Below are 25,703 nucleotides of genomic sequence, written 5' to 3'. Positions count from 1 at the left end.
CGCGTCGTCCGTACGCCCTTGTACGGAAGTTGAAAGGGATCAGGGCTTACACCGTCAGCGCGCGGTCCGTGGGGCGGATCGGCGCGGGGAGGGTGCTGGCCTCGCCGGTGAGGTAGCGGTCGACGGCCTTGGCCGCGGAGCGGCCCTCGGCGATGGCCCAGACGATCAGCGACTGGCCCCGGCCGGCGTCGCCGGCGACGTAGACGCCGGGGACGTTCGTGGCGTAGTCGCCGTCCCGCGCGACGTTGCCCCGCGCGTCCAGCTCGACGCCGAACTGCTCGACCAGGCCGTTCTCCCGGTCGATGCCGGTGAAGCCCATGGCGAGGGTGACCAACTGGGCGGGGATCTTCCGCTCCGTGCCCGGCTTGGGCTCCAGCTTGCCGTCCACCATCTCGACCTCCACCAGGTGGAGCCACTGGACGTTGCCGTCCTCGTCGCCCTCGAAGTGGGTGGTGTTGACGGAGTAGACGCGCTCGCCGCCCTCCTCGTGCGCGGAGGTCACCTTGTAGAGCATGGGGAAGGTGGGCCACGGCTGGCGGGCCGGGTCCCGCTCCTCGCCCGGCTTGGGCATGATCTCCAGCTGGGTGACGGAGGCCGCGCCCTGCCGGTGTGCGGTGCCGACGCAGTCGGCGCCGGTGTCGCCGCCGCCGATGACGACGACGTGCTTGTCCTTGGCGGTGATGGGCGGCTCGACGTAGTCGCCCTCCTGCACCTTGTTGGACAGCGGCAGGTACTCCATCGCCTGGTGGATGCCGTTCAGCTCGCGGCCCGGGACGGGCAGGTCGCGGGCCGTGGTCGCGCCGGCCGCGATGACGACCGCGTCGTACCGCTTGCGCAGCTTCCGCGCGTCGATGTCGCGGCCGATCTCCACGCCGGTGCGGAACTTGGTGCCCTCCGCGCGCATCTGCTCGATACGGCGGTTGATGTGCCGCTTCTCCATCTTGAACTCGGGGATGCCGTAGCGCAGCAGCCCGCCGATGCGGTCGGCGCGCTCGTAGACGGCGACCGTGTGGCCCGCGCGGGTGAGCTGCTGGGCGGCGGCCAGCCCGGAGGGGCCCGAGCCGATGACGGCGACCGTCTTGCCGCTCAGCCGCTCCGGGGGCTGCGGGGTGACGTTCCCGGTCTCCCACGCCTTGTCGATGATGGAGACCTCGACGTTCTTGATGGTGACGGCCGGCTGGTTGATGCCCAGCACGCACGCCGACTCGCACGGGGCCGGGCACAGCCGCCCGGTGAACTCCGGGAAGTTGTTCGTGGCGTGGAGACGCTCCGACGCTGCCTCCCAGTCCTCGCGGTAGGCGTAGTCGTTCCACTCGGGGATGAGGTTCCCCAGCGGGCAGCCGTTGTGGCAGAAGGGGATGCCGCAGTCCATGCAGCGCCCGGCCTGCTTGCTGATGATGGGCAGCAGGGAGCCGGGTACGTAGACCTCGTTCCAGTCCTTGACCCGTTCCTCGACGGGACGGGTCTCGGCGACCTCGCGGTCGGTGTTCAGGAAGCCCTTGGGGTCAGCCATTGGTCGCCGCCTCCATCATCTTCTCGTGGGTCTCGGACTCACTGAGCCCCGCTCGCTCGGCGGCGTCCTTGGCGGCGAGCACAGCCTTGTACGTGGCGGGCAGGACCTTGCTGAAGCGGCTGAGCGCTCCGTTCGGTCCGTCCCAGTCGGCGAGGAGCTTGGCGGCCACGGTGGAGCCGGTCTCCTCCTGGTGGCGTCGCACGGCCTCGTGCAGCCACGCCTTGTCGTCGTCGGTCAGCTCTTCGACGGCGCCGCGCAGCCCGGCGTTGACGTTGGCCAGGTCCAGGTCGATGACGTAGGCCGTGCCGCCGGACATCCCGGCGCCGAAGTTGCGCCCCGTACCGCCGAGGACGACGGCCGTGCCGCCGGTCATGTACTCGCAGCCGTGGTCGCCCACGCCTTCGGAGACGACCAGCGCGCCGGAGTTGCGGACGCAGAAGCGTTCGCCGACCCGGCCGCGCAGGAAGATCTCGCCGCCGGTGGCGCCATAGGCGAGGGTGTTGCCCGCGATGGTGGAGTACTCGGCGAGGTGGTCGGCGCCCCGGTCGGGGCGTACGACGATGCGGCCGCCGGAGAGGCCCTTGCCGACGTAGTCGTTGGCGTCGCCCTCCAGCCGCAGCGTGATGCCGCGCGGTACGAAGGCGCCGAACGACTGGCCGGCGGAGCCGGTGAAGGTGATGTCGATGGTGTCGTCGGGCAGTCCGGCGCCGCCGAACTTCTTGGTGACCTCGTGCCCGAGCATCGTGCCGACGGTCCGGTTGACGTTGCGGATCGCGACCTGGGCGCGGACGGGTTCGGCCTGCTCGGCGGTGTCGGCCTGCAGCGCGTCGGCGGCCAGCTTGACGAGCTGGTTGTCGAGCGCCTTCTCCAGGCCGTGGTCCTGCGGGATCGCCTGGTGCAGCACCGCACCGTCGGGCAGTTCGGGTACGTGCAGCAGCGGCGCCAGGTCGAAGCCCTGGGCCTTCCAGTGGTCGACGGCCCGGGAGGTGTCGAGCAGTTCGGCGTGCCCGATGGCCTCGTCCAGGGTGCGGAAGCCCAGCTCGGCGAGGAGTTCGCGGACCTCTTCTGCGATGAACTCGAAGAAGTTGACGACGTACTCGGCCTTGCCGCTGTAGCGCTCGCGCAGCGTCGGGTTCTGGGTGGCGATACCGACCGGGCAGGTGTCCAGGTGGCAGACGCGCATCATCACGCAGCCGGAGACGACCAGCGGCGCGGTGGCGAAGCCGAACTCCTCGGCGCCGAGCAGCGCTGCGATGACCACGTCGCGGCCGGTCTTGAGCTGGCCGTCGGTCTGTACGACGATCCGGTCGCGCAGCCCGTTGAGCAGCAGCGTCTGCTGGGTCTCGGCCAGGCCCAGCTCCCAGGGGCCGCCCGCGTGCTTGAGCGAGGTGAGCGGCGAGGCGCCGGTGCCGCCGTCGTGCCCGGAGATGAGCACCACGTCCGCGTGGGCCTTGGAGACACCCGCCGCGACCGTGCCGACGCCGACCTCGGAGACCAGCTTCACATGGACGCGGGCCTTGGGGTTGGCGTTCTTCAGGTCGTGGATGAGCTGGGCGAGGTCCTCGATGGAGTAGATGTCGTGGTGCGGCGGCGGCGAGATCAGGCCGACGCCGGGCGTGGAGTGCCGGGTCTTCGCCACCCACGGGTAGACCTTGTGGCCCGGGAGCTGGCCGCCCTCGCCGGGCTTGGCGCCCTGGGCCATCTTGATCTGGATGTCGTCGGAGTTGACGAGGTACTCGGAGGTGACGCCGAACCGTCCTGAGGCGACCTGCTTGATCGCGGAGCGCCGGGCCGGGTCGTAGAGCCGCTCGGGGTCCTCGCCGCCCTCGCCGGTGTTGGACTTGCCGCCGAGCTGGTTCATGGCGATGGCCAGCGTCTCGTGGGCCTCCTGCGAGATGGAGCCGTAGGACATGGCACCGGTGGAGAACCGCTTGACGATCTCGCTCGCGGGCTCGACCTCCTCGATCGGGATCGAGGGCCGGTCGTTCTTGAGGGAGAACAGGCCGCGCAGCGTCATCAGCCGCTCGGACTGCTCGTCCACCCGCTGGGTGTACTGCTTGAAGATGTCGTAGCGGCGCTGCCGGGTGGAGTGCTGGAGGCGGAAGACCGTCTCCGGGTCGAACAGGTGCGGCTCGCCCTCGCGGCGCCACTGGTACTCGCCGCCGATGTCGAGCAGCCGGTGCGCGGGCGCGATCCCGGAGGACGGGTACGCCTTGGCGTGCCGCGCTGCGACCTCCTGGGCGATGACGTCGAGCCCGGCGCCGCCGATCTTGGTGGTGGTGCCGTGGAAGTAGCGGTCGACGAACTCCTCGTCCAGGCCGACGGCCTCGAAGACCTGCGCGCCGCGGTAGGAGGCGACGGTGGAGATGCCCATCTTGGACATCACCTTCAGCACGCCCTTGCCGAGCGCGTAGATCAGGTTGCGGATGGCCTGCTCGGGCGGCAGTTCCTCGGCACCGGGCAGGAAGGTGCCGGCGCGCACCAGGTCCTCGACGGACTCCATTGCCAGGTAGGGGTTGACCGCGGCGGCGCCGTAGCCGATGAGCAGCGCGACGTGGTGCACCTCGCGCACGTCGCCGGCCTCCACCAGCAGCCCGACCTGGGTGCGCTGCTTGGTGCGGATGAGGTGGTGGTGCACTGCGGAGGTGAGCAGCAGCGACGGGATCGGTGCGTGCTCGGCGTCCGAGTGGCGGTCGGACAGGACGATGAGCCGGGCCCCCGACTCGATCGCCGTGTCGGCCTCCGCACAGATCTGCTCGATACGGGCCGCGAGGCCGTCCCCTCCTTCGGCGACGCGGTAGAGCCCGGAGAGCGTGGCGGACTTGAAGCCCGGCAGGTCGCCGTCGGCGTTGATGTGGATGAGCTTGGCCAGCTCGTCGTTGTCGATGACGGGGAACGGCAGGGTGACGCTGCGGCAGGAGGCGGCCGTCGGCTCCAGCAGGTTGCCCTGCGGGCCCAGCGGCGAGTGCAGCGAGGTGACCAGTTCCTCGCGGATCGCGTCCAGCGGCGGGTTGGTGACCTGCGCGAACAGCTGGGTGAAGTAGTCGAAGATCAGCCGGGGCCGCTCGGAGAGCGCCGCGATGGGCGAGTCGGTGCCCATCGAGCCGATCGGCTCGGCGCCGCTGCGGGCCATCGGCGCGAGCAGGACGCGCAGCTCCTCCTCGGTGTAGCCGAAGGTCTGCTGGCGGCGGGTGACCGAGGCGTGGGTGTGCACGATGTGCTCGCGCTCGGGCAGGTCGGCCAGTTCGATCAGCCCCGCGTCCAGCCAGTCCTGGTAGGGGTGCTCGGCGGCGAGCTGGGACTTGATCTCGTCGTCCTCGATGATCCGCTTCTCGGCGGTGTCCACCAGGAACATCCGGCCGGGCTGGAGGCGGCCCTTGCGCACGACCTTGGCCGGGTCGATGTCGAGCACGCCGACCTCGGAGGCGAGGACGACGAGCCCGTCGTCGGTGACCCAGTACCGGCCCGGGCGCAGTCCGTTGCGGTCGAGAACGGCGCCGACCTGGGTGCCGTCGGTGAAGGTGACGCAGGCGGGGCCGTCCCAGGGCTCCATCATGTTGGAGTGGTACTGGTAGAAGGCGCGCCGCGCGGGATCCATGGAGTCCTGCGACTCGGCGCTCTCCCAGGCCTCGGGCACCATCATCAGCACCGAGTGCGGCAGCGAACGCCCGCCCAGGTGCAGCAGCTCGAGGACCTCGTCGAACGTCGCCGAGTCGGAGGCGCCCTCGGTGCAGACGGGGAAGATCCGCTCCAGCTTCTCCTTGTCACCGAACAGCTCCGAGGCGAGCTGGGACTCGCGGGCCCGCATCCAGTTGCGGTTGCCCTGCACGGTGTTGATCTCACCGTTGTGCGCCACGAACCGGTACGGGTGGGCCAGCGGCCAGCTCGGGAAGGTGTTGGTGGAGAAGCGCGAGTGCACCAGCGCGATGGCGGTGGCGAAGCGGCGGTCCGACAGGTCGGGGAAGAACGGCTCCAGCTGCCCGGTGGTCAGCATGCCCTTGTAGACCAGGGTGCGTGCCGAGAGGGAGGGGAAGTACACGCCGGCCTCGCGCTCGGCGCGCTTGCGCAGGACGAACGCCAGCCGGTCGAGGGCGACGTCGCTGCGCTTGCCCTCCGGGTCGGCGACGAACAGCTGGCGGAAGGTGGGCATGGTGGCGCGGGCGCCGGGGCCCAGCAGTTCGGGAGCGACGGGGACCTCGCGCCAGCCGAGCACCGTCAGCTCCTCCTCGGACGCCAGCGTCTCGATGTGCGAGACGGCAGCCGAGGTGGCCTCGGGGTCCTCGTCCTCGTTGGGCAGAAAGGCGATGCCCACCGCGTAGGAGCCCTGCTCGGGCAGCGCGAACGGGACGCTCTCGCGGAGGAAGGCGTCGGGGACCTGCAGCAGGATGCCGGCGCCGTCGCCGGTGTCCGGGTCGGAGCCGGTGGCGCCCCGGTGCTCGAGGTTGCGGAGCACGGTCAGCGCCTTTTCGACCAGCTCGTGGCTGGGCTCACCGGTCAGGGTCGCCACGAAGCCGACACCACAGGCGTCGTGCTCATATCGGGGGTCGTACATGCCCTGCTTGGCAGGGCGGTGGGCGGCCCAATCCGCTGTCGGCACAGCACGCATCGGCTCTCCCGTCGTCTCGTGGCAGTGGTACGTACCGAGGGACGACGTTGGCCCTCACATGGCAAAAAGGTGGTGCAGAAATTTTCGTGCAGGTTACATGGTGGCGGACTTCCCGGAAAGTGGAAGACTCATCTCACCATGCGAACGCGGGCGCGGCTGTGTCAGCGCGCCGACGCGGCGTGGTCCTTATGGGACCGGAAGGGACCTGCACAGAGGGTTCGGGGTGGGTGGCCCCGGGTGAACGAGCGGCTTTCTCCTGCGCGCAGGCGTCGTTGCCGGCGGCGTTACGGACTACTGCCCAGCGCGACCCGAGCTGAAACCGCCGGGTAACACAACGATCATGGGGCCGCCCTTTTCGGAGCGCCATGAACCAGGTCACAGCGCCGATCCCCCGGGCGCAGACTGCCCAAGCTTGCGGGGCAGCCATTCAGGGGCGCGGGGAACTGCGCGACCAGCCATGAACACAGCCGCAGCCCGCAAACGGCAGCAAGGGGCAGCAAGGGGCAGCCCCTCATCGGCGCAGCGGCTACCGCGGCTACCGCACCCGTACGGGCAGCGAATCCAACTCGTTCTGCGTGAGCACCGGACGGTTGCGGATCTCCGTGACCGGGACGGCCAGCGAGAGCGCCGGAAACCGCTCGAACAGCGCCGGGAGGGCAACCAATGCCTCGAGCCGGGACAGCCCCGCGCCGGGGCAGATGTGCGGGCCGTGCCCGAAGGCGAGGTGCCGGACGGGCGCGGGGCGCCGTACATCGAAGCGGTCCGCATCCTGACCGTGCTGGGCCCGATCCCGCCCAATGGCCCGGTAGGACATCACCACGCCCTCGCCCTCCCGCACCACCACACCCCCGACCTCGATGTCCGAGGTCGCGAACCGCATCAGCAGGTGGGTGGAGGGCGACTCCCAGCGCAGCGTCTCCTCGATGACGGCCTCCCAGCCGACCTCGCCGTCGAGGACGGGACGCAGCTGCTCCGGATGGGTGAGCAGCGCCCGTACCGCGCACAGGATCAGGGTCACCGTGGTCTCGTGCCCCGCGGCGACCATGGCTTCCAGATTTCCCCGTACCTCCTCGGCGGTCAGCGGCTCGCCGCCCTCGTCGGCGAGGATGAGGGCGCTGGTGAGGTCGTCCCCGGGGGCCAGTGACTTCTCCCGGACCATCTCCGCGTAGAGCTCGTCCAGCTCCTGGATGACGGCGAGCCGCTCGTCCTGCGGCGTCAGCATGGAGAAGAACGCCTCGTAGAGGCGGTGCAGCCGGGGCTCGAGCGCGGGGTCGACGCCCATCAGGGAGCAGACGACCGACATCGGCAGCGGCTGTGCGAAGGCGGATTTCAGGTCGACGGGCTCTTCGGGCGCCTCGGCGGCGCGTGCCTCGATCGCGTCCAGCAGCCGGCCGGTGATCCGTTCGATGTCGGGCCGTATCCCCTCCAGCCTGCGCGGGGTGAGGGCCTGTGCCGTCTTGACGCGCAGCCGCCGGTGCTCGGCGCCGTCGACGGTGAACATGGAGCGGCCCGCGTCGACCATGCCGATCAGCGGCCAGCTCTCGTCGATCTCGCCGCTGCGCCACAGGGTCCAGCGGCTGATGTCCTTCACCAGCCGGGTGTCGGTGAGCAGCTTGCGGGCCTCGGCGTGCGTGGTGACCGTCCAGGCCGGGGCGCCCATGAGGTCGATACGGGCCAGGGGTCCTGCGGTCCGCAGCGCTTCGGTCTCCTCGGCGAGGCCGCCGACCAGCGGGTCGATGACGATCGGGCATTCCGCGGAGCCGGTTTCCGCGGAGCCGGGCGTGGTGGGGCCACCGCCGACGCAGGGGCCGCTGCCAACGCCGAGGCCGCCCACCTCGCGGGGCTCACTCTCCGTGCTGGGGCCGTTCCCGGTCATCAGCGTCCTCCGTACGGGGGTGTGGTGGCGAAGCGGACGGGGAGCACCGTCATACCGCGCAGAAACGGCGAGGGACGGCGGGCGAGCGTGCGGGGCGCCACGGCCAGTTCGAGGTCGGGCAGCCGGTCCAGCAGCACCTCGATGCCGGTCCTGGCGATGACCTCGGCGATCTCCTGCGCCGGGAAGGGGCACTGGTACTCGCCGTGGCTGAAGGCGAAGTGCGCGTAGTTGCTGTGGTGCGGGCCGTCCGGGCCGCGTGTGGCGTGCGCCGCCGGGTCCCTGTTGGCCCCGGCGAGGCCGAGCAGCAGCATGTCACCCCGGGCGATCGCATGGCCGCCCAGCCGGGTGTCGCGCGCGGCCCAGCGGCCGGCGAGTATCTGCGTGGGGGTGTCCTCCCACAGCACTTCGTTCATGGCCTCGGGCACGGTGTGGCGGCCTCCGGTCAGCGAGGCGGCGAACCGCTCGTCGGTGAGCATGAGGCGCACCGAGTTGCCGATCCAGTCGGCCGTGGGCAGGAAGCCGGCGGAGGTGACGGCCATCAGGTTGAGGACGTAGGCCTCGTCGGTGAACTCGTCGGGGTGGGCCAGCATGGCGGAGACCATGTCGACGCCCGGGGCCGCGTGTTTGCGGGCGACCAGCCGCGACATCAGGGCCAGCGCGTGCTCGAACCCGGCCAGCGCGTCGGGGCCGCCGTCGGCCATGTCGGTCAGGGAGCGGATCAGCTCGGGCCCGTCGGAGTCGGGGAAGCCCAGAAGCCGCGCGAGGGTGAGGAGCGGCAGCGGTTTGGCGTAGGCGGAGACGATCTCCGACTCGCCGGTGGAGCAGAAGCTGTCGATGAGGCGGTCGGCTATCTCCTCGGTGGTACGGCGCAGCCCGACGTGGTCGACGCTCTCCAGCGCGTGCTGGACCATGGCCAGGTGGCGGCGGTGCTCGTCGCCCACGGTGAAGTACACCGAGGGCTGCCGGGTGCCGATCATGGGGCGCAGCGGCCAGTCCTCGGGGAGGGTCTCCCACTGGTTCCACAGGCCCTGGTCGCGGGGGAAGAGCACCGGGTCGGCGGTGACCCGGCAGAGCTCGTGGTAGCCGATGACCAGCCAGGCGGGTACGTCGCCGGGGAGGGTCACCGGGACGACGGGGCCGTGGTCGCGGCGCATGTCCCGGTAGACCGCCTCCAGGTCGGTGTGGAACCGGGGGCCCATGAGCGGCACGGGACCGGGAGCGGTCCGGCTGCTGCCCGGGTGGGCCGGGCACCCGGCCGCGGCGGGCTGGGGCTGACTGGTCACGGTCACAACTCCCCTGGGGGTGGCGGCAGTTGGCTGTCACTCGTGCCCGCCCAGCCTATGCACCTTCACCACGATCGGCACCCCCGCCCCGGGAATCACGCCGTCGCCGGTCACCCGAACGTTCCCAGCGGGCCCCCGGCTACCCCACCGCGACCCCGAACAGCGCGCCCAGCCCGTAGGTGACGGCGGCAGCGGCCGCGCCGAGGAACAGCTGGCGGGTTCCGCTGAACCACCACGAGCGCGCGGTGACCCGCGCGACGACCGCTCCGCACACGAACAGCCCCAGCAGGGCGAGCAGCACGGCGGGCCACAGCGCGGTGGCGCCGAAGAGGTAGGGCAGCACGGGCAGTACGGCGCCCAGCGCGAAGGACAGGAACGAGGAGACGGCCGCGACGGTGGGTGAGGGCAGCTCGGCGGGGTCGACGCCCAGCTCCTCCCTGGCGTGTATCTCCAGCGCCTGTTCGGGGTCGCGGTGCAGCTGCTCGGAGACCTTCCTGGCCAGGCGGCGGTCCACCCCGCGGGACTCGTAGAGCGCCGCCAGTTCCTCGACCTCCTCGCCGGGGCTGCGCCGCAGCTCCCGCCGTTCGATCTCCAGTTCGGCCTGGACGAGTTCCCGCTGCGAGGCGACGGAGGTGTACTCGCCCGCCGCCATCGAGAAGGCGCCCGCCGCCAGCCCGGCGAGACCGGCGATGACGATGGTCTGCGAGGAGGCGGAACTGCCTGCCACGCCGGTCATCAGACCGAGGTTGGAGACCAGCCCGTCCATCGCGCCGAAGACGGCCGGCCGCAGCCAACCGCCGTTGACGTCACGGTGGGTGTGGTTGTCGCGGTGTGCGACGTGGGTCGGGTCGGTGACTCCGGCTGGGGACATGGCCGGTACGGCTCCTTCGCTTCGAACTGCAGGCGCGGGAAGCGCCCACTGTTCGAAGCGTAGGCACCAAGGCCGCTGCGCTGCCAGCAAGGAAGGCCGTACTTACCCCGCTGACCTGGGATTTCCTTCCGGGCCTTCCGCATCGCCCGGCCCCTGCCCGCTCTCGGCACCCCGCCCCGAGGACGCCGTCCGCAGCACGTCCGCCAACTCGTCGCGGACCAGCCCCTCCCGGTCCAGCCGACCGGTCCGGTAGGCGGCGCGGCCCACCATGTGCGCTGCCACCGGAGAGGTCAGCAGCTGGAAGAGGCCGACGAGCAGCAGGGTGCACAGGTCGATGGGGCTGCGCAGCCACAGCCCAGCGCCGAACAGGACGAGCAGCAGGCCGAAGGACTGGGGCTTGGTCGCGGCGTGCATCCGGCTGAGGACGTCCGGCAGCCGCAGCAGACCGATCCCGGCCAGCAGACAGAGCAGGGCGCCCACCAGCATGCAGCCTGCCCCTGCCACATCGGCCACTCCGTTCCAGCTCATCGCGGCTCCTCAGGGCGCGTGCCGGGCTCTCCGGTGCCCTCGCTCTCGTCCACGTTCTCGGTCCCGGCCTCGTCGCGCAGCGCCATGAAGCGGGCGACACCGACCGAGCCGGTGAAGCCGAGGAAGGAGAGGACGAGGAGAACCGGCAGGTAGAAGGGGTTGCTGCGGACCGCGGACTGCAGGCCGATCCCGGCCATCACCACGGCGACCAGCGCGTCGAGGGCGACAGCGCGGTCCAGCGTCGAGGGCCCCCGCACCAGCCGGAGGGTCACCATCAGCCCGGCGGCCAGCAGCAGTCCCGCGATCACCGCCGCGGCCACCTCGAAGGCCGGCCCCTGGACCGCGGCGACGTCGAAGTCCGGCGCCGTGCCTGCGGCCACCTCGAAGTCCGGCGTCCTGACCGCGGCCGCCTCGAAGGCCAACGCGTGGGACGCAGCCGTCACCGCCACCGGCCGAACACCTCCTCGGCCGCCTCGGAAGCGCGGATCGCGGTGACGTCGGCCGCGGTGCCGAACGCCTCCACCACCCGTGTCTCCAGTCGCAGCGCGTCCCGCCGGGCCCGCGCCAGATCCTCCTCCCGGTCGCCGCCGAGCACATGCAGATAGAGGGTTCCCGACCGGCGGTCGACCTCCAGGACGGTGCTGCCGGGTACGGCGGTGACGGCCACGGCCGTGACGGTCAGCATCAGATCGCCGGGACAGCGCATCTCCACCGCGAGCACGGCGCAGCGCGGGCGGCCGGGCGCGAGGATGGACAGGGCGATCCGCCAGCTGGAGACCACCATGTCCAGCCCGAAGGTGCCGATGAACCGTACGAGGCCCAGCGGGTGGAGGCGGGCCTGCTTCTCGATGGGCGGCAGCGGGAAGACGAGCACCACCAGCAGCGCGACCAGCACCCCCGTCACGACGTTGGCCGGGGTGGGAGTGCCCCACAGCAGCAGCCACAGCAGGGTCAGGCCCAGCACCATGGGCCACTGGGTGGCCCGCAGCCGGCTGGCCTCGGGGAGCCGCTGAGGGGCCGTCATCTGTCCATCACCGCCTCCACGTAGGGGGTGCGCGACAGCATTTCGCCGGCCGCGCGGTCGGTCAGTCCGAACAGGGGCCCCGCCAGCACGGTGAAGGCCAGTCCGAAGAGCACCAGGGCCGCGGTGGCACCGGCCATGCTGACGGGGAGCGAGCTGGTGGTGGTGATCTCCTGGCCGCCGAAGGTGGCCGTCACCCGGCGCGGCACCAGCACCCTGAGCCCTCCGGCGGGCCAGTCACCGACGTCCGGCTGCGGCGTTCCCCGGGTCGCGTCGGCGCCCTGGGCACCCGCTCCGGACGGCTCCTGGGAGCTGTCCTCCTCCGTCGACTCCAGCACCGTGCCCGCCGCGCACATCTCCGGCGTGGCGGAGCGCCAGAACGCCAGGTTCCACGCCTTGGCCAGGGCGTACAGGGTGAGCAGGCTGGTGACGGTGCCGCCCGCCACCAGTACGTAGGCGAGCACCCCGCCGTCGTCCACCCCGGCCCGCAGCAGCCCGAACTTGCCCAGGAAGCCGGAGAGCGGCGGGATACCGGCGAGGTTCAGGGCCGGCACGAAGAACAGCACGGCCAGCAGCGGGGAGAGGCGCGCCAGACCGCCCAGGCTCTGCAGGTCCGTGGTCCCGCTGCGGCGTTCGATCAGCCCGGCGACGAGGAAGAGGGTGGTCTGGACGGTGATGTGGTGGGCGACATAGAACATCGCGCCCGAGACACCGCCAAGGGTGCCGAGGCCGATACCGAAGACCATGTACCCCATGTGGCTGACCAGGGTGAAGGACAGCAGCCGCTTCAGGTCGGTCTGTGCGACGGCGCCCAGGATGCCGACGAGCAGCGACAGCAGCGCCAGGACCATCAGCACGCCGCCGATGCGCTGCCCGGGGAAGAGCAGCGTCTGGGTGCGCAGCATGGCGTAGATGCCGACCTTGGTCAGCAGCCCGGCGAAGACGGCGGTCACCGGTGCCGGGGCCGTGGGGTAGGAGTCGGGCAGCCAGGCGGCCAGTGGGAAGACGGCGGCCTTGATCGCGAAGACGCCGAGCAGCGCGATCTGGATGACCATGCCCACGCTCTGCGGCAGCGCGTCCAGCCGGGCGGGCAGCTGGGCCATGGTGACGGTCCCGGCCGCCGCGTAGACCATGGCCACGGCCGCCAGGAACAGCATGGACGACAGCAGCGAGACGATCGCGTACGTGGCGCCCGCGCGGATGCGCGCCAGCGTGCCGCCGATGGTCATCAGCACATAGCTGGCCGTCAGCATCAGCTCGAAGCCGACGTAGAGGTTGAACAGGTCCCCGGCCAGGAAGGTGTCCGAGACCCCGGCGACCAGCACCAGATAGGAGGGGTGGAAGACGGACAGCGGGGTGGTGTCGTCGTTGTCGGCCATGCCCTGGCCCACGGAATAGACGAGCACGCTCAGCGTCACGGAGGAGGAGATCACCAGCATCAGCGCGGAGAGCCGGTCGGCGACCAGCACGATCCCCACCGGGGGCGCCCAGCCGCCCGCGTCCATCACCTGCGGGCCGTGCCGGTCGGCGGCGATCAGCAGCAGCAGCGAGGCGACCAGGACGGCGAGCAGCACGGCAGCGCTGATGAACCGCTGTACGCGTTCCAGCCTTGCTCCGATGGCCAGTTTCAGCCCCGCCGCGCACAGGGGCAGGATCACCGGGAGCGGCACCAGTGTCGCGGCCCCACTCATGAGCGCCCTCCCTCGGCGGCAACGGGTCCCCGCCGCGACGGCGAGGTGCCCGGCCGAAGCGCGCCCGCTCTCATCGGTCGGCGCCCAGGATGGTCTGCCACGGGTCGTCCTCCCCCACGATCTCCTCCGCCGTCTCCTCGGCCCGCGCCTGCCGGGCGCGGAAGGCGCGCGCGTCGGCGCGGGCGCGCCGACGCAGCTCGCGGTACCGGTCGCGCGCCGTTCCCAGCCGCTCGTAGGCGGCGTGCTCCCGTGCTTCGCGCTCCTCCTCGTCGTGTGCCAGGGCTCGGTAGGCATGGCGCTGCTTGCGGTAGGCGGCGCGCAGCCGTTCGCGCTCCTCGGCGTAGGTGGCGCGGCGTACGACGCGGATGTCCTCGGTGTCGTCGGGCACGTCGTCGTTGCCGGAGTGCTGCCAGGCGCGGTAGGCCATGGTCGCCAGGAAGGCGGTCAGCGCCAGGGTGATGACGATGGCGGTGAGGATGAACGCCTGTGGCAGCGGGTCGGCGATCGTCTTCCGCTCCGTGCCGGGGTAGAGCAGCGCGGCATTGCCGTCGGGCCCCGAGGTGGCGAGCACCAGGATGTTGACGCCGTTGCCGATGAGGACGGCGCCCAGCAGGATGCGGGTCAGCGGCCGGGCCAGCAGCAGCGCCGTACCGCAGGCGAACAGCACGCCACCGCAGCCCACCAGCGCGACCGTTCCCGTCGTCATGGCCGCCCCTGAGCCGTACCGCCCCCGCCGCCCGTGCTGCCGGAGGCGTCCACGCCGCGGGCGCGCTCGCGCTCCAGACGGCGGTCGATCTCCGAGCCGAGGCTGCGCAGCACATCGAGGACGACGCCGAGGACGAGCAGATAGACACCGGTGTCGAAGAGCACGGGGCTGGCCGCGTGCCACGGGCCGACCAGCCACATCTCGCCGGTCACCTTCCCGGAGGCCAGCACGCTGCCGCCCAGCCACAGACCGGCAAGACCGGTACCGGTGAGGGTCAGCAGGCCCAGGCCGAGCAGGAAGCCGGGGTCCACGGGCGCCGCCGCCGCCAACTCCAGGCGCCCGCCCGCCAGATAGCGCACCGCCAGCGCGAGCCCGGCGACCAGCCCCGCTGTGAAGCCGCCACCGGGCTGGTTCTCGGCGGAGAAGAGGAGGTAGAGGGAGAGCACCAGGATGGGGTGGAAGACCAGCCGGGCCATCACCTCGAACATCACCGAGCGGCCCTCGGGGGCGAGCGAGGAGCTGGCGGTCAGCCAGGTGCGGCGGGGGGCGACGGGCGAGCCGCCGTGCGGTGCGCGCGCACCGGGCCGTACGGGCTGCTTCCAGGCGTCCAGGCGCCCGCCCGGTGCGCGGTGCGAACCGGTGTCCGGCGGCCCGGCACCGGCCGGCCCGGCGCCCGCGGAGCGGTCCGGTGCGACGCTCGCCGAGCCGGGCGCCCCGGCCCCTGGCGGTGCTCCGGGACCGGCGACCGGCGGCCCGCCCGGCTGCCCTGCGCCGGGTTCCTCGGCTCCTGGCAGGGGGTGTGCGACGGGCTCCCGGACGCGGCGCCGCAGATAGACGAGGCTGGTGACGCCGATGGCGGCGACGGCGAGTACGGCCGACTCGCCCATGGTGTCCCAGGCGCGCAGGTCCACCAGAGTGGTGGCCACCACGTTGCGGACACCCTCGTGCGCCGTCGCGTCGAGCAGTTCGGGGCCGGAGGGCGGGCCGGTACGGGCCGCCAGCGCGAGGTGGACGAGCCCGGCGATCAGCCCTCCGGCGGCGACGGAGAAGACGAGCTGCGTACCACGCCGGGTCCGCCACATCCGGCTGCCGTCCGGGAAGCGCGCGGGCATCCTGCGCAGCACCAGGACGAAGACGGTCAGCGAGACGGTCTCGACGGCGAACTGCGTCAGCGCCAGGTCGGGCGCGCCGTGCAGGACGTACAGGAGCCCGGCGCCGTATCCGGTGATGCCGGCGAGTACGGCCGCGGTCAGCCGCTGCCGTGCCGCCACGCACAGCACCGACACGCCCGCGACCCCGGCGGCGACGACGAGCTGCGGTACCGAGTCGTACCAGCGCGCCGGGGCGAGATCGGGCCACGGCTGTCCGGCCACCAGCTGCGCGGTCTGGAAGCCGAACAGCACGACGAGGGCCGTGCCCAGGTACACGGGCAGCGAGCCGCGCTGGACGAGGCCGGTGATCTGGAGCGAGATCCGCTCCAGCGCCCACAGCGCCCGGGCGAACACCTGGTCGCCGTCGAGGCGTGCGAGCCGGTCGCCGAGCACCGCCAGCGGCCGCCCGGCGAGGAAGACGGCGGCGCCCAGCACCCAGGAGAGGGCCGAGAGGCCCAGGGCTGCGCCCCAGCCGTGCCACAGCGCGAGGTGGTAGGGGGCGCCCTCGGCGGGGAAGAGGTCGGCGTACCGGCTCAGCAGCGGGTCGAGCCACCGCACGCCGGGTCCCAGCGCGAGCCCGGCCAGGACGCACACCAGGGGCGGCCACAGGAGCAGCCCTCCGGTGCGGGTGCCTGGGGGCACGGTCACCGGCTCCAGCGGGGGCGCTCCGCACTCCTTGCGGGCGAAGGCGCCCCACAGGAAGCGCAGCGTGTAGGCGGTGGTGAGGGCCGACCCGGCGACGACGGCCGCCAGCGCCCAGGTCTCGGCCGTGCCGACCTGCGGCAGCGCGGAGACGGCCGCCTCCTTGCCGACGAACCCGAGCAGCGGCGGCAGCCCCGCCATCGACAGCCCGGCGAGTACGGCGACGGCGCACAGCCCCGGCAGCGACCGGCCGACGCCGGAGAGCCGGTCGAGATCCCGGGTGCCGGTGAGGTGGTCGATGGCGCCGACGACCAGGAAGAGCGGCGCCTTGAACAGCGCGTGCGCCAGGATCACATCGACCCCGGCCAGCGCGGCGTCCCGGGTGCCGTCGCCGACCAGCACGGTGAGGAAGCCGAGCTGGCTGACCGTCCCGAAGGCCAGCAGCCGCTTCAGGTCCGTCTCGCGCAGCGCACGCCAGCCGCCCAGCAGCATGGTGACGCTGCCCAGTACGAGCACCAGCGCCCGCCAGGGCACCACGTCGGCGAAGCCGGGTGCGAGCCGCGCGATCAGATAGACCCCGGCCTTGACCATGGCCGCGGCGTGCAGATAGGCGGAGACCGGCGTGGCGGCGGCCATGGCTCCGGGCAGCCAGAAGCTGAACGGCCAGATGGCGGACTTGGACAGCGCGCCCACCAGAATCAGCACCAGCGCGCCCGCCACCAGCGCTCCCCCGCCCGGCGGGTCGGCGAGCAGCCGGGAGAGGCGGTAGGTGCCCGCGGCCTGCCCCAGCATCAGGAAGCCGACGAACATCACCAGTCCGCCGAGCGTGGTGACCAGCAGCGCCTGGAGCGCGGCCCGGCGGTTGGTCCGGTGCGCCGAGCTGTGCCCGATGAGCAGGAAGGAGAAGACGGAGGTCAGCTCCCACAACACGTACAGCACGATCAGGTCGTCGGCGAGTACCAGGCCGAGCATCGCCCCGGCGAACGCGGTCAGCGATCCGGCGAAGCTTCCGAGCTGTGGGGTGCCGCGGTCGAAGTAAGCCGCGCAGTAGATCATCACCAGGGCGCCGATGCCCCCGGCGATCAGCACCATCAGCAGCGCGAGCGCGTCACACCGCAGCGCGATCCCGACGCCGAGCGCCGGGATCCAGCTGGTGTGCTCACTGAGCGTGCCGCCGTCCGCGATGTGGGCGTAGTGTGCCGCCGCCCATGCCGTCGCGCCGGCGGGGGCCAGCGCGAGCGGCAGGAACGCGCGCGGCCCGAGCCACCGCACCAGGGGCCCGGCACAGCACGCGGCCGCGAAGTGGACGACGATCAACCACAGCACTCACCGAGAATTGCATACATAACCATGCAATTCGGACAGGCCGCCTGTCCCGCGCCCTTTACGGGGCTAGGAAGCCGGTCCGTCGGCTGTCTTTCGGCCCGACTCCGGCTCCGCCAGCGACTCCGCCTTCTCCGCGGAGGCACCCTCCCCCTCGGAGGCGGCGTCCGGGCCGACGGCATCCGGTCCCGGCTCCGGCTCGACGACCTCCTCGCGGCCCGGCCGCTTCTTCGCGGAGACGACGATGTAGGCCACCGCGGCGAGGAAGACGATCAGCGCCGTCCAGTTGTTCAGCCGCATGCCGAGCACATGGTGCGCGTCGTCCACCCGCAGGTACTCGGTCCAGAAGCGCCCCGCCGTGTAGCCGGCCACGTAGACCGCGAACGCCCTGCCGTGCCCCAGCTTGAACCGCCGGTCCGCCCAGATCACCAGCAGCGCGACGGCGACGCACCACAGCGACTCGTACAGGAACGTCGGGTGGTACGTCGCCACGTCGGGGGTGTCGACCGGCCGGTGCTCCGGGTCGATCTTGAGCGCCCACGGCAGATCGGTGGGCCGCCCGTACAGCTCCTGGTTGAACCAGTTGCCCCAGCGGCCCAGCGCCTGCGCCAGCACGATGCCCGGCGCCACGGCGTCCGCGTAGGCGGGCAGCGCGATGCCACGGCGGCGGCAGCCGATCCAGGCACCGAGCGCGCCCAGCGCGATCGCGCCCCAGATGCCGAGCCCGCCGTCCCAGATCCGGAAGGCGTCGACGGGGTTGCGGCCCTCGCCGAAGTAGAGCTGGTAGTCGGTGATGACGTGGTACAGCCTGCCGCCGACCAGGCCGAAGGGGACGGCCCATACGGCGATGTCGGCGACCGTCCCCGGCTGCCCGCCCCGAGCGACCCACCGGCGCCCGCCGAGCCAGACCGCGACGAAGACGCCGAGGATGATGCAGAGCGCGTAGCCGCGCAGCGGGAGCGGCCCGAGGTGAATCTCACCGGCCGAGGGACTGGGAATAAAGGCAAGGGTCTCCATGGCCCCCCCGACGCTACCGTGCCGGGCGGCGCGCCGGTGAATCAGCCCGCACAACGGCTGGATAACAGCCGCTGAGGAGGGGGTGCCCCTTGTCCGCCGTCGCAGACTGCGGCTGCCCTGTGGCCGCTCGCGCCGTTCCCCGCGCCCCTGACGGGGCGCGCTAGCTCTTGGCCTCGACCAGCTTGCGGAGCCGGTCCGGCGTCAGAGGGTTCGACTGATCGCCGTAGACGTTCTTGCCGTCCAGCAGAACGGTGGGCGTCCCCTGGTGCCCGGACTCGCGGAACGCCTCGTCGGAGCGTTTCACCTGCGCTTCGTGCCGGCCACTGGTCACGCACTCCTTGAAGGGGGCGTCCACCAGCCCGTCCACCTTCCCGGCCAGCCGGATCAGCCGGCCGGTGTCGGCGAAAGCGTCCTTCTGCTCGCTGGGCTGGTTCTGGTACAGCACGTCGTGGTACTCGGCGAACTTCCCCTTGTCCCTGGCGCACAGTGCCGCGTTGGCCGCCTCCCGGGAGCCACGGCCGCCCATGTTCCCGTCGATGAGCGTCACCAGGTGGTACTCGGCCTTGAGCTTGCCGGCGCGCTGGAGGCTCTTGACCGTGGAGCGGAAGGCGTTCTCGAACTGCCCGCACGCCGGGCAGCGGAAGTCCTCGTAGACGGTGAGCTTCGCCGGGGCGCTGCGCTGCCCGACCGTGACCGGCTTCGCCGACTGGCTGCCCGCCTCCTCGCGGCCCAGCCCCGCCACGGTGGCGCCCACGGCGGTGGCCACGGCCAGCACGCCGACCACCACTGCTCCGACCTTGAACTGGCGCCGCCTGCGCTCGGCGGCCTTGTCCCGCTCCCGCTCGGCCCGCAGGCGCTCGCGGGCAGAGCGCTTGTCGCCGTCGTTGCTGTTCTGGCTCATCACGACCGACCCAACGAGAGGGCTCAGCCTCGATGAGCGCACAGCGCCCTTTTTCCCTCAAAAGGGATGTTCCCTCGAAAGGGATGACCCCCCGGCCGGGCCGGGGGGCCACAGCCGCTATCGGCGTACGCCCTCCGCGAGGGCCGCGGCGAGCTCCCGGACGCCGGCGAGGCCCGCCTCCAGGTCGTCAGCGGCCAGCAGCCGCTTGACGAACGCCGAGCCGACGATCACGCCGTCCGCGAAGGCGGCGACCTCCGCCGCCTGCTCGGGGTTGGAGACGCCGAGCCCGACACAGACCGGCAGCGAGGTGGTGGACCGCACCCGGGCCACCAGGTCCCTGGCCTCGTTGCCCACCGACTCCCGCGTCCCGGTGACGCCCATCAGCGACGCGGCGTACACGAAGCCGCTGCCCGCCGCGGTGATCCGGGCCAAGCGTGCGTCCTGGCTGCTGGGCGCGACGACGAAGACCGTGCCGAGCCCGGCCTGCTCGGCGGCCTTCCGCCAGCCCTCGGACTCCTCGACCGGCAGGTCGGGCAGGATGCAGCCCGCGCCGCCCGCCGCCGCCAGCTCCTCGGCGAAGCGCTCGGCTCCGTACCGGTCGACGGGGTTCCAGTACGTCATGACCAGCACCGGCTTGCCGGTGGCCGCGTGCGCCTCGCGGACCGTACGCAGCACGTCCGCGATCCGCACCCCGCCCTGCAGCGCGATGGTGTCCGCCGTCTGGATGACCGGGCCGTCCATCACCGGGTCGCTGTGCGGCAGCCCCACCTCGACCACGTCGCAGCCGCTCTCCAGCAGCGCCGTGCAGGCGGCGATGCCACCGTCGACGGTGGGGAAGCCGGCCGGGAGGTAGCCGACGAGCGCGGCCCGGTTCTCGGCCTTGGCCCGGGCCAGGGTCTGCTCCAGCAGTGCGACGTTTCCGCTTGCCCCGCTCATGCCTGCTCCCCCTGCTTCTCGTCCGTACCGCCGGTCCCGTCCGTCCCGTCCGTCCCGTCCAGCAGGCCGAAGTAGCGCGCGGCCGTGTCCATGTCCTTGTCGCCGCGGCCGGAGAGGTTCACCAGCACGATGCCCTCACCGCCCAGCTCCTTGCCCAGGTCGAGGGCGCCCGCCAGGGCGTGCGCGCTCTCGATGGCCGGGATGATGCCTTCCGTCTCGGAGAGCAGCCGCAGCGCCCGCATCGCCGCCTCGTCGGTGACCGGGCGGTACTCGCCTCGCCCGCTGTCCTTGAGGAAGGCGTGCTCGGGACCGATACCCGGGTAGTCGAGCCCGGCCGAGATCGAGTACGGCTCGGTGATCTGGCCCTCGTCGTCCTGGAGGACGTAGGAGCGCGAGCCGTGCAGGATGCCCGGCTCACCGGCGGTCAGCGTGGCCGCGTGCTCGCCGGAGTCCACACCGTGCCCGGCCGCCTCGAAGCCGACCAGCCGCACGTCCGTGTCGGGCAGGAAGGCGTGGAAGAGGCCGATCGCGTTGGAGCCGCCGCCCACGCAGGCGGCGACCGCGTCCGGAAGCCGCCCGGTCCGCTCAAGGATCTGCCGCCGTGCCTCGACGCCGATCACGCGGTGGAAGTCGCGCACGATCTGCGGGAAGGGGTGCGGCCCCGCGACCGTGCCGAACAGGTAGTGGGTGCGGTCCACGTTGGCCACCCAGTCGCGGAAGGCCTCGTTGATGGCGTCCTTGAGCGTGCGGCTGCCCGAGGTGACGGGCACGACCTCGGCGCCGAGCATCCGCATCCGGGCGACGTTCAGCGCCTGCCGCTCGGTGTCGATCTCGCCCATGTAGATGGTGCATTCGAGCCCGAAGAGGGCGCACGCTGTGGCGGTTGCCACGCCGTGCTGGCCCGCGCCGGTCTCCGCGATGACGCGGGGCTTGCCCATGCGCTTGGTGAGCAGGGCCTGGCCCAGCACGTTGTTGATCTTGTGGGAGCCGGTGTGGTTGAGGTCCTCGCGCTTGAGGAAGACCCGGGCGCCGCCCGCGTGCTTCGCGAACCGCTTCACCTCGGTCAGGGCGCTGGGCCGGCCGGTGTAGTTGACCAGCAGCTCGTCCAGCTCGGCTGCGAAGGCCGGGTCGGCCTTCGCCTTCTCGTACTCGGCGGCCACCTCGTCGACGGCGGCCACCAGGGCCTCGGGGATGAACTTGCCGCCGAACGCGCCGAAGTAACCGGCGACGCTGGGGCTCTGACCCTCCGGGTCGGGGATGAAGAAGTCGGACATACCGACAGTGCTCCTTGGTTCGGACTGACGTGACGGCTCTGTCCCCGGCCCTCCGGGTGCCTCCGGTACGTGGAGGCACCCCGCTGCGGGGAAGGGCAGCCGGAGTGGGCAGCCCTTCAACCCGGAGCGGAAGGCAGGGGGGAGGTCAGCGCCATCGCCGACCGCGGATCACACCCGGTTCGCACCCGATGTGATAGCGGACCGACCGCCCCCGCACCCGCCGCGCGGGCGCCCGACAGCCACGGGGCCGGCACCCGCGCGCCAGCGCGAGGGAGCACAGGGAGACGACGGCGGTCATCGGGCTTCAGCCCCTGCCACCGTGCCGGAGCGCCGGGTGGGCACCGGCTGCGACGAGATCGGAGACCGCGGTCTGCGGGTCCTTGCCGGTCACCAGCGACTCCCCGACGAGTACGGCGTCGGCCCCCTCGTTCGCGTACGCGATCAGGTCGTGCGGGCCCCGGACGCCGGACTCGGCGACCTTGACGATGTGGTCGGGGATCTCGGGGGCGATCCGGGTGAAGTTGCCGCGGTCCACCTCGAGCGTCTTCAGGTTCCGCGCGTTGATGCCGATGATCTTTGCGCCCGCCTCCAGCGCCCGCTCGGCCTCGTCCTCGTCGTGCACCTCGACCAGCGGGGTGAGGCCGATGGACTCGGCGCGCTCGATCAGGGAGACCAGCGCCTCCTGCTCCAGCGCCGCGACGATCAGCAGCACCACATCGGCGCCGTAGGCGCGGGCCTCCCACAGCTGGTAGGAGGAGAAGATGAAGTCCTTGCGCAGCACGGGGATGTCCACCCGGGCGCGTACGGCCTCCAGGTCGGCCAGCGAACCGCCGAAGCGGCGGCGCTCGGTGAGGACGGAGATGACGGCGGCGCCGCCCGCCTCGTAGTCGGCGGCGAGCCCTGCCGGGTCGGCGATGGCCGCCAGCGCGCCCTTGGACGGGCTGGAGCGCTTGACCTCGCAGATCACCCTGACACCGGCCGTGCTGTCGCCCTTGAGGGCCGCCAGTCCGTCCTTGGCCTGGGGCGCCCGGGCCGCGCGCTCCTTGAGCTCCTCGAGGCTGACGCGGGCCTGCCGCTCGGCGAGGTCCTCACGCACGCCTTCGATGATCTCGTCGAGCACACTCACCGAGCGGCCTCCTTGCTGGCTTGGGGTGGGGCACTGCGATGGTATCCGCCACGGCGCGGAGGTCCCGCATCCGGTTGCATACGGTCCCATATAGCGGACAAATCACCGCCCTGGTGGCCGTCCGGACGGGTCCGGTCAGGGGGCAAGCCCCGTGCCGATGGGCGTATTCCGGACAACCGTGAAGACCACCAGCAGCGCCCCGGCGGCCCACCAGTGCCAGGCCCGCAGCCGTACCGGGAAGGAGTACGCACGGCCCCGCGCCAGGCGGGTGACCCAGTGGAGCCAGCCGAGCGCGAAACCGGTGACGAGCAGGACGGCGAACAGGTTCGCGCCCAGCGCGGCGACCGGATCGCCGTGTGCCAGGGCGTGGGCGCTGCGCAGCCCACCGCAGCCGGGGCAGTACAGGCCGGTGACGGTCAGGAAGGGGCAGGCCGGGTAGTGACCGGGCTGATTGGGGTCGACGGCGGCCACATAGGCGAAGGCCGCGCCCGCCGCGGCCAGGGTGCCGAGGGGCGCGGCCACACGCGGCACCGCTCGGGTGAGGCGGTGCCGCACTGTCGCGGCGTGCTGCCGGTCGCTCAGGAGTGCGCCTCGGTCCGGGTCTGGTGCGCCTGCTGGTGCGCCAGCTTGTGGGCCCGCGCCTGCTCGGCCGTCAGACCGGCGGACTTCGACTGGCCGAGCCCCGCGGCCCGCATGATGCCGCCGATCACAGCGCCCGCTCCGATGATGACCAGCCCCGCGATCACACCGGCGGGCTGCGCCATCACCGTGAACGCGGAGGCGACGCAGAAACCGACGAAGGCGATGATCGAGCCGGTCCAGGCGGCCGGGGTGTGTCCGTGGCTGTGCGCCATGAATGCTCCTTGAGTCACAACATGTGGTGGGGCCACCCGGCCCGTTCGCCGCCTATTGTCTCTCTTCGCCGGTCACCCGCGACCGCGGGGGTCACCGTGCCGCGCCCCGTCAGGACGGCGCCCCCTCAGGGGCGCGGGGAACTGCGCGCCCAGCCAGGGACTCAGCCGCACCCCGCGCACAACAGCCAGGGGCACCCCCTACCCGGAAAGGCGAACGCCTCAGGCGGTGCCGTGCGTGGGGTCCTCCCCCCGGTCCAGCGCCTTCCACAGGTCCTCAGGGCGATCCGGATCAACGCGCGGCACGCGCGAAGCGCGCGAGGCGCGTTGCCGCAACGGCACCCGCTCGTACCGCGCGCTGCCCGACATCGACGGCCACCCACTGCCGTACCGCAGCGCCAACACCCCAGCGACCAGCAGCAGCCCGCCACCGACGGCCGACACATACGGCCAAGCAGTGACATCGACGGCGCCGATCCCACTGTGCGCCAACCCACTGGTCTCGGCCGCGGCAGCGCGCAGCGCCCCGGTGTCGTCGGCACTCAGCAGCGCGGAGGCCAGGACGGCGGCGCCGCACAGGGCGAGCAGGCCCGCGACGACGCGGCGCCCGTTGCGCCGAACGGCGAAGACGGCGACGAGCGCGGCGAGACCGACCAGCGCCAGCGCGCTGGGCAGGCCGGTGACGTCACCGCCCTCGGCGCTGACGGGCACCTCGCCCTGGGCGAACTTGGCCGTCGACTCGCTCCATGTCTGCCCAGCGGAGACCAGCGCGAGGGCCGCGCCCACCGCGCCGCTCAGCAGTGCGGCCGCCAGCGCGGCGCGTCCGGCGCGTCCGGCGCGTGCGGGGGTTGTAGAAGTCACCCCTCCACGCTACCCCCGAGCCGCTCGGCCATCCGGACCGCCCTGAGCACCGCGGCTGCCTTGTTGGCGCACTCGGTGTCCTCGGCCTCGGGGTCGGAGTCGGCGACCACACCGGCGCCTGCCTGGACGTACGCGGTCCCGTCGCGCAGCAGCGCGGTCCGGATGGCGATGGCGGTGTCGGAGTCGCCCGCGAAGTCGAGATATCCGACACAGCCGCCGTAGACCCCGCGCCTGGTCGGCTCCAGCTCCTCGATGATCTGCAGCGCACGCGGCTTGGGTGCCCCGGAGAGGGTGCCGGCCGGGAAGCAGGCCGTCAGCGCGTCGAACGCCGTGCGGCCCTCGGCCAGTTGCCCGGTCACGGTGGAGACGATGTGCATCACGTGGCTGTAGCGCTCGACGGACATGAAGTCGACCACCTCGACGCTGCCGGGCTCGCAGACCCGCCCCAGGTCGTTGCGGCCCAGGTCGACCAGCATCAGGTGCTCGGCGCGTTCCTTCGGGTCGGCCAGCAGCTCCTCGGCCAGCGCGGTGTCCTCGCCCGGGGTGGCCCCGCGCGCCCGGGTGCCGGCGATGGGGTGCATCATCGCGCGGCCGTCCTCCACCTTGACCAGCGCCTCGGGGCTGGAGCCGACGATGTCGAAGCCTTCGAGGCGCAGCAGATACATGTACGGGCTCGGGTTGGTGGCCCGCAGCACCCGGTAGACGTCCAGCGCGCTCGCCTCGCAGCGGGCCTCGAACCGCTGCGAGGGCACCACCTGGAACGCCTCGCCGCCGCGGATGCGCTCCTTGATGTCCTCGACCCAGCCCCGGTAGGTGGCACCGCCCGACCTGGCCTCGAAGTCGGGGAGTTCGGACGGCGGCAGCGCCACCGGCTCGAGAGGCGCCGGCTGGGCCAGGTCGGCGGCCATCGCGTCGAGCCGCCGTACGGCGTCCGCGTGCGCCTCGTCCACGCCGGTGTCCAGGTCGTTGTGGTTGATCGCGTTGGCGATCAAGAGCACCGTGCCGTCGCGGTGGTCCAGGACGGCCAGGTCGGAGGTGAGCAGCATCGTCAGCTCGGGCAGCGCGAGGTCGTCCACCGTGTCCGGATGGTGGCCGACCTTCTCGAGACGCTGGACGATGTCGTAGCCGAGGTAGCCGACCATTCCGCCGGTGAACGGCGGCAGGTCTCCGCTCTGGTGCAGGTCGCGGGGGGTGTGCAGGGCTGCCACCGTCTCGCGGAGCGCGGCGAGCGGGTCGCCGTCGGTGGGTACGCCGACGGGCGGAGTGCCCTGCCAGTGGGCCTGGCCGTCGCTGCCCACGGTGAGCGCGGCGTCGCTGCGTACGCCGATGAAGGAGTAGCGCGACCAGGTGCGGCCGTTCTCCGCCGACTCCAGCAGGAAGGTCCCCGGGCGTTCCGCGGCCAGCTTGCGGTACAGGGCGATGGGGGTGTCGCCGTCCGCCAGCAGGCGGCGGGTCACCGGGATGACCCGCCGGTCCTTGGCGAGCGTCCGGAAGGTTGCGAGGTCAGGCGCCGTCATGGGCCCTCA

At 72.2% G+C, this 25,703-nt stretch carries 20 protein-coding genes; all 20 read right to left on the bottom strand.

Annotated features, from left to right (window positions below):
* Window positions 1-46: 46 nt before the first annotated feature.
* The 20 genes from HC362_RS25320 to HC362_RS25225 all read right to left on the bottom strand — a co-directional run bounded on the left by HC362_RS25320 (window position 47) and on the right by HC362_RS25225 (window position 25,694).
* Window positions 47-1,513, bottom strand: a complete 1,467-nt coding sequence (locus HC362_RS25320) for a glutamate synthase subunit beta (RefSeq protein WP_243086450.1) — start codon at window positions 1,511-1,513, stop codon at window positions 47-49.
* Window positions 1,506-6,119, bottom strand: a complete 4,614-nt coding sequence (gltB, locus tag HC362_RS25315) for a glutamate synthase large subunit (protein WP_243086449.1) — start codon at window positions 6,117-6,119, stop codon at window positions 1,506-1,508. The genes HC362_RS25320 and gltB overlap by 8 nt, the downstream gene beginning before the upstream one ends.
* A 535-nt stretch (window positions 6,120-6,654) precedes the next feature.
* On the bottom strand, window positions 6,655-7,995 hold the full coding sequence (locus HC362_RS25310) for a cytochrome P450 (protein ID WP_243086448.1): 1,341 nt from the start codon (window positions 7,993-7,995) through the stop codon (window positions 6,655-6,657).
* Entirely contained in the window at window positions 7,995-9,194 is a 1,200-nt protein-coding gene (locus HC362_RS25305; RefSeq protein WP_243088813.1) for a cytochrome P450, read from the bottom strand. Before HC362_RS25305 ends, HC362_RS25310 begins: the two co-directional genes overlap by 1 nt.
* 223 nt (window positions 9,195-9,417) lie before the next feature.
* Window positions 9,418-10,149, bottom strand: coding sequence for a VIT1/CCC1 transporter family protein (locus HC362_RS25300; protein WP_243086447.1), 732 nt, complete (start codon window positions 10,147-10,149; stop codon window positions 9,418-9,420).
* Between the two features lie 102 nt (window positions 10,150-10,251).
* Window positions 10,252-10,677, bottom strand: a complete 426-nt coding sequence (gene mnhG / locus HC362_RS25295; RefSeq protein WP_243086446.1) for a monovalent cation/H(+) antiporter subunit G — start codon at window positions 10,675-10,677, stop codon at window positions 10,252-10,254.
* Window positions 10,674-11,126 carry a monovalent cation/H+ antiporter complex subunit F gene (locus HC362_RS25290; protein ID WP_243086445.1) on the bottom strand — a complete coding sequence of 151 codons (453 nt, stop codon included), beginning with the start codon at window positions 11,124-11,126 and terminating at the stop codon, window positions 10,674-10,676. The genes mnhG and HC362_RS25290 overlap by 4 nt, the downstream gene beginning before the upstream one ends.
* Window positions 11,117-11,701 (bottom strand): Na+/H+ antiporter subunit E, encoded by a 585-nt coding sequence (locus tag HC362_RS25285; protein WP_243086444.1) that lies wholly within the window; start codon window positions 11,699-11,701, stop codon window positions 11,117-11,119. The genes HC362_RS25290 and HC362_RS25285 overlap by 10 nt, the downstream gene beginning before the upstream one ends.
* Window positions 11,698-13,389: a Na+/H+ antiporter subunit D gene (locus tag HC362_RS25280; protein WP_243086443.1), complete on the bottom strand. Its 1,692-nt coding sequence runs from the start codon at window positions 13,387-13,389 to the stop codon at window positions 11,698-11,700. The genes HC362_RS25285 and HC362_RS25280 overlap by 4 nt, the downstream gene beginning before the upstream one ends.
* A 70-nt stretch (window positions 13,390-13,459) precedes the next feature.
* A complete protein-coding gene (locus tag HC362_RS25275; protein ID WP_243086442.1) occupies window positions 13,460-14,095 on the bottom strand; it encodes a Na(+)/H(+) antiporter subunit C in 636 nt (211 codons plus the stop codon).
* Window positions 14,092-17,214: a Na+/H+ antiporter subunit A gene (locus HC362_RS25270; RefSeq protein WP_243086441.1), complete on the bottom strand. Its 3,123-nt coding sequence runs from the start codon at window positions 17,212-17,214 to the stop codon at window positions 14,092-14,094. Before HC362_RS25270 ends, HC362_RS25275 begins: the two co-directional genes overlap by 4 nt.
* Window positions 17,215-17,280: 66 nt before the next feature.
* Entirely contained in the window at window positions 17,281-18,228 is a 948-nt protein-coding gene (gene lgt, locus HC362_RS25265; protein WP_243086440.1) for a prolipoprotein diacylglyceryl transferase, read from the bottom strand.
* 160 nt (window positions 18,229-18,388) lie between these two features.
* On the bottom strand, window positions 18,389-19,129 hold the full coding sequence (locus HC362_RS25260) for a thioredoxin domain-containing protein (RefSeq protein ID WP_243086439.1): 741 nt from the start codon (window positions 19,127-19,129) through the stop codon (window positions 18,389-18,391).
* Between the two features lie 117 nt (window positions 19,130-19,246).
* Window positions 19,247-20,065, bottom strand: a complete 819-nt coding sequence (gene trpA, locus HC362_RS25255) for a tryptophan synthase subunit alpha (RefSeq protein WP_243086438.1) — start codon at window positions 20,063-20,065, stop codon at window positions 19,247-19,249.
* Window positions 20,062-21,339, bottom strand: coding sequence for a tryptophan synthase subunit beta (trpB, locus tag HC362_RS25250; protein ID WP_243086437.1), 1,278 nt, complete (start codon window positions 21,337-21,339; stop codon window positions 20,062-20,064). The genes trpA and trpB overlap by 4 nt, the downstream gene beginning before the upstream one ends.
* 304 nt (window positions 21,340-21,643) lie before the next feature.
* Window positions 21,644-22,465: an indole-3-glycerol phosphate synthase TrpC gene (gene trpC, locus HC362_RS25245; RefSeq protein WP_243086436.1), complete on the bottom strand. Its 822-nt coding sequence runs from the start codon at window positions 22,463-22,465 to the stop codon at window positions 21,644-21,646.
* 135 nt (window positions 22,466-22,600) lie between these two features.
* On the bottom strand, window positions 22,601-22,996 hold the full coding sequence (locus tag HC362_RS25240) for a DUF2752 domain-containing protein (protein WP_243088812.1): 396 nt from the start codon (window positions 22,994-22,996) through the stop codon (window positions 22,601-22,603).
* A gap of 47 nt (window positions 22,997-23,043) precedes the next feature.
* Complete coding sequence (locus tag HC362_RS25235) at window positions 23,044-23,319, bottom strand: HGxxPAAW family protein (protein ID WP_243086435.1); 276 nt, start codon at window positions 23,317-23,319, stop codon at window positions 23,044-23,046.
* 219 nt (window positions 23,320-23,538) lie between these two features.
* On the bottom strand, window positions 23,539-24,177 hold the full coding sequence (locus HC362_RS25230) for a TIGR02234 family membrane protein (protein ID WP_243086434.1): 639 nt from the start codon (window positions 24,175-24,177) through the stop codon (window positions 23,539-23,541).
* A complete protein-coding gene (locus HC362_RS25225) occupies window positions 24,174-25,694 on the bottom strand; it encodes an anthranilate synthase component I (protein WP_243086433.1) in 1,521 nt (506 codons plus the stop codon). The genes HC362_RS25230 and HC362_RS25225 overlap by 4 nt, the downstream gene beginning before the upstream one ends.
* Window positions 25,695-25,703: the final 9 nt, after the last annotated feature.

It is taken from the genome of Streptomyces sp. 891-h, assembly GCF_022760275.1.
In the GTDB taxonomy this organism is placed as follows: Bacteria; Actinomycetota; Actinomycetes; order Streptomycetales; family Streptomycetaceae; genus Streptomyces; species Streptomyces spirodelae.
This window is presented reverse-complemented; position numbering and strand designations above follow the sequence as displayed.

Bases quoted from the DNA above. Each gene is read 5' to 3' on its own strand.
- HC362_RS25320 (WP_243086450.1), bottom strand. From the start codon at position 1,513: ATGGCTGACCCCAAGGGCTTCCTGAACACCGACCGCGAGGTCGCCGAG.
- gltB (WP_243086449.1), bottom strand. From the start codon at position 6,119: ATGCGTGCTGTGCCGACAGCGGATTGGGCCGCCCACCGCCCTGCCAAG.
- HC362_RS25310 (WP_243086448.1), bottom strand. From the start codon at position 7,995: ATGACCGGGAACGGCCCCAGCACGGAGAGTGAGCCCCGCGAGGTGGGC.
- HC362_RS25305 (WP_243088813.1), bottom strand. From the start codon at position 9,194: ATGGGCCCCCGGTTCCACACCGACCTGGAGGCGGTCTACCGGGACATG.
- HC362_RS25300 (WP_243086447.1), bottom strand. From the start codon at position 10,149: ATGTCCCCAGCCGGAGTCACCGACCCGACCCACGTCGCACACCGCGAC.
- mnhG (WP_243086446.1), bottom strand. From the start codon at position 10,677: ATGAGCTGGAACGGAGTGGCCGATGTGGCAGGGGCAGGCTGCATGCTG.
- HC362_RS25285 (WP_243086444.1), bottom strand. From the start codon at position 11,701: ATGACGGCCCCTCAGCGGCTCCCCGAGGCCAGCCGGCTGCGGGCCACC.
- HC362_RS25280 (WP_243086443.1), bottom strand. From the start codon at position 13,389: ATGAGTGGGGCCGCGACACTGGTGCCGCTCCCGGTGATCCTGCCCCTG.
- HC362_RS25275 (WP_243086442.1), bottom strand. From the start codon at position 14,095: ATGACGACGGGAACGGTCGCGCTGGTGGGCTGCGGTGGCGTGCTGTTC.
- lgt (WP_243086440.1), bottom strand. From the start codon at position 18,228: ATGGAGACCCTTGCCTTTATTCCCAGTCCCTCGGCCGGTGAGATTCAC.
- HC362_RS25260 (WP_243086439.1), bottom strand. From the start codon at position 19,129: ATGAGCCAGAACAGCAACGACGGCGACAAGCGCTCTGCCCGCGAGCGC.
- trpA (WP_243086438.1), bottom strand. From the start codon at position 20,065: ATGAGCGGGGCAAGCGGAAACGTCGCACTGCTGGAGCAGACCCTGGCC.
- trpB (WP_243086437.1), bottom strand. From the start codon at position 21,339: ATGTCCGACTTCTTCATCCCCGACCCGGAGGGTCAGAGCCCCAGCGTC.
- HC362_RS25235 (WP_243086435.1), bottom strand. From the start codon at position 23,319: ATGGCGCACAGCCACGGACACACCCCGGCCGCCTGGACCGGCTCGATC.
- HC362_RS25225 (WP_243086433.1), bottom strand. From the start codon at position 25,694: ATGACGGCGCCTGACCTCGCAACCTTCCGGACGCTCGCCAAGGACCGG.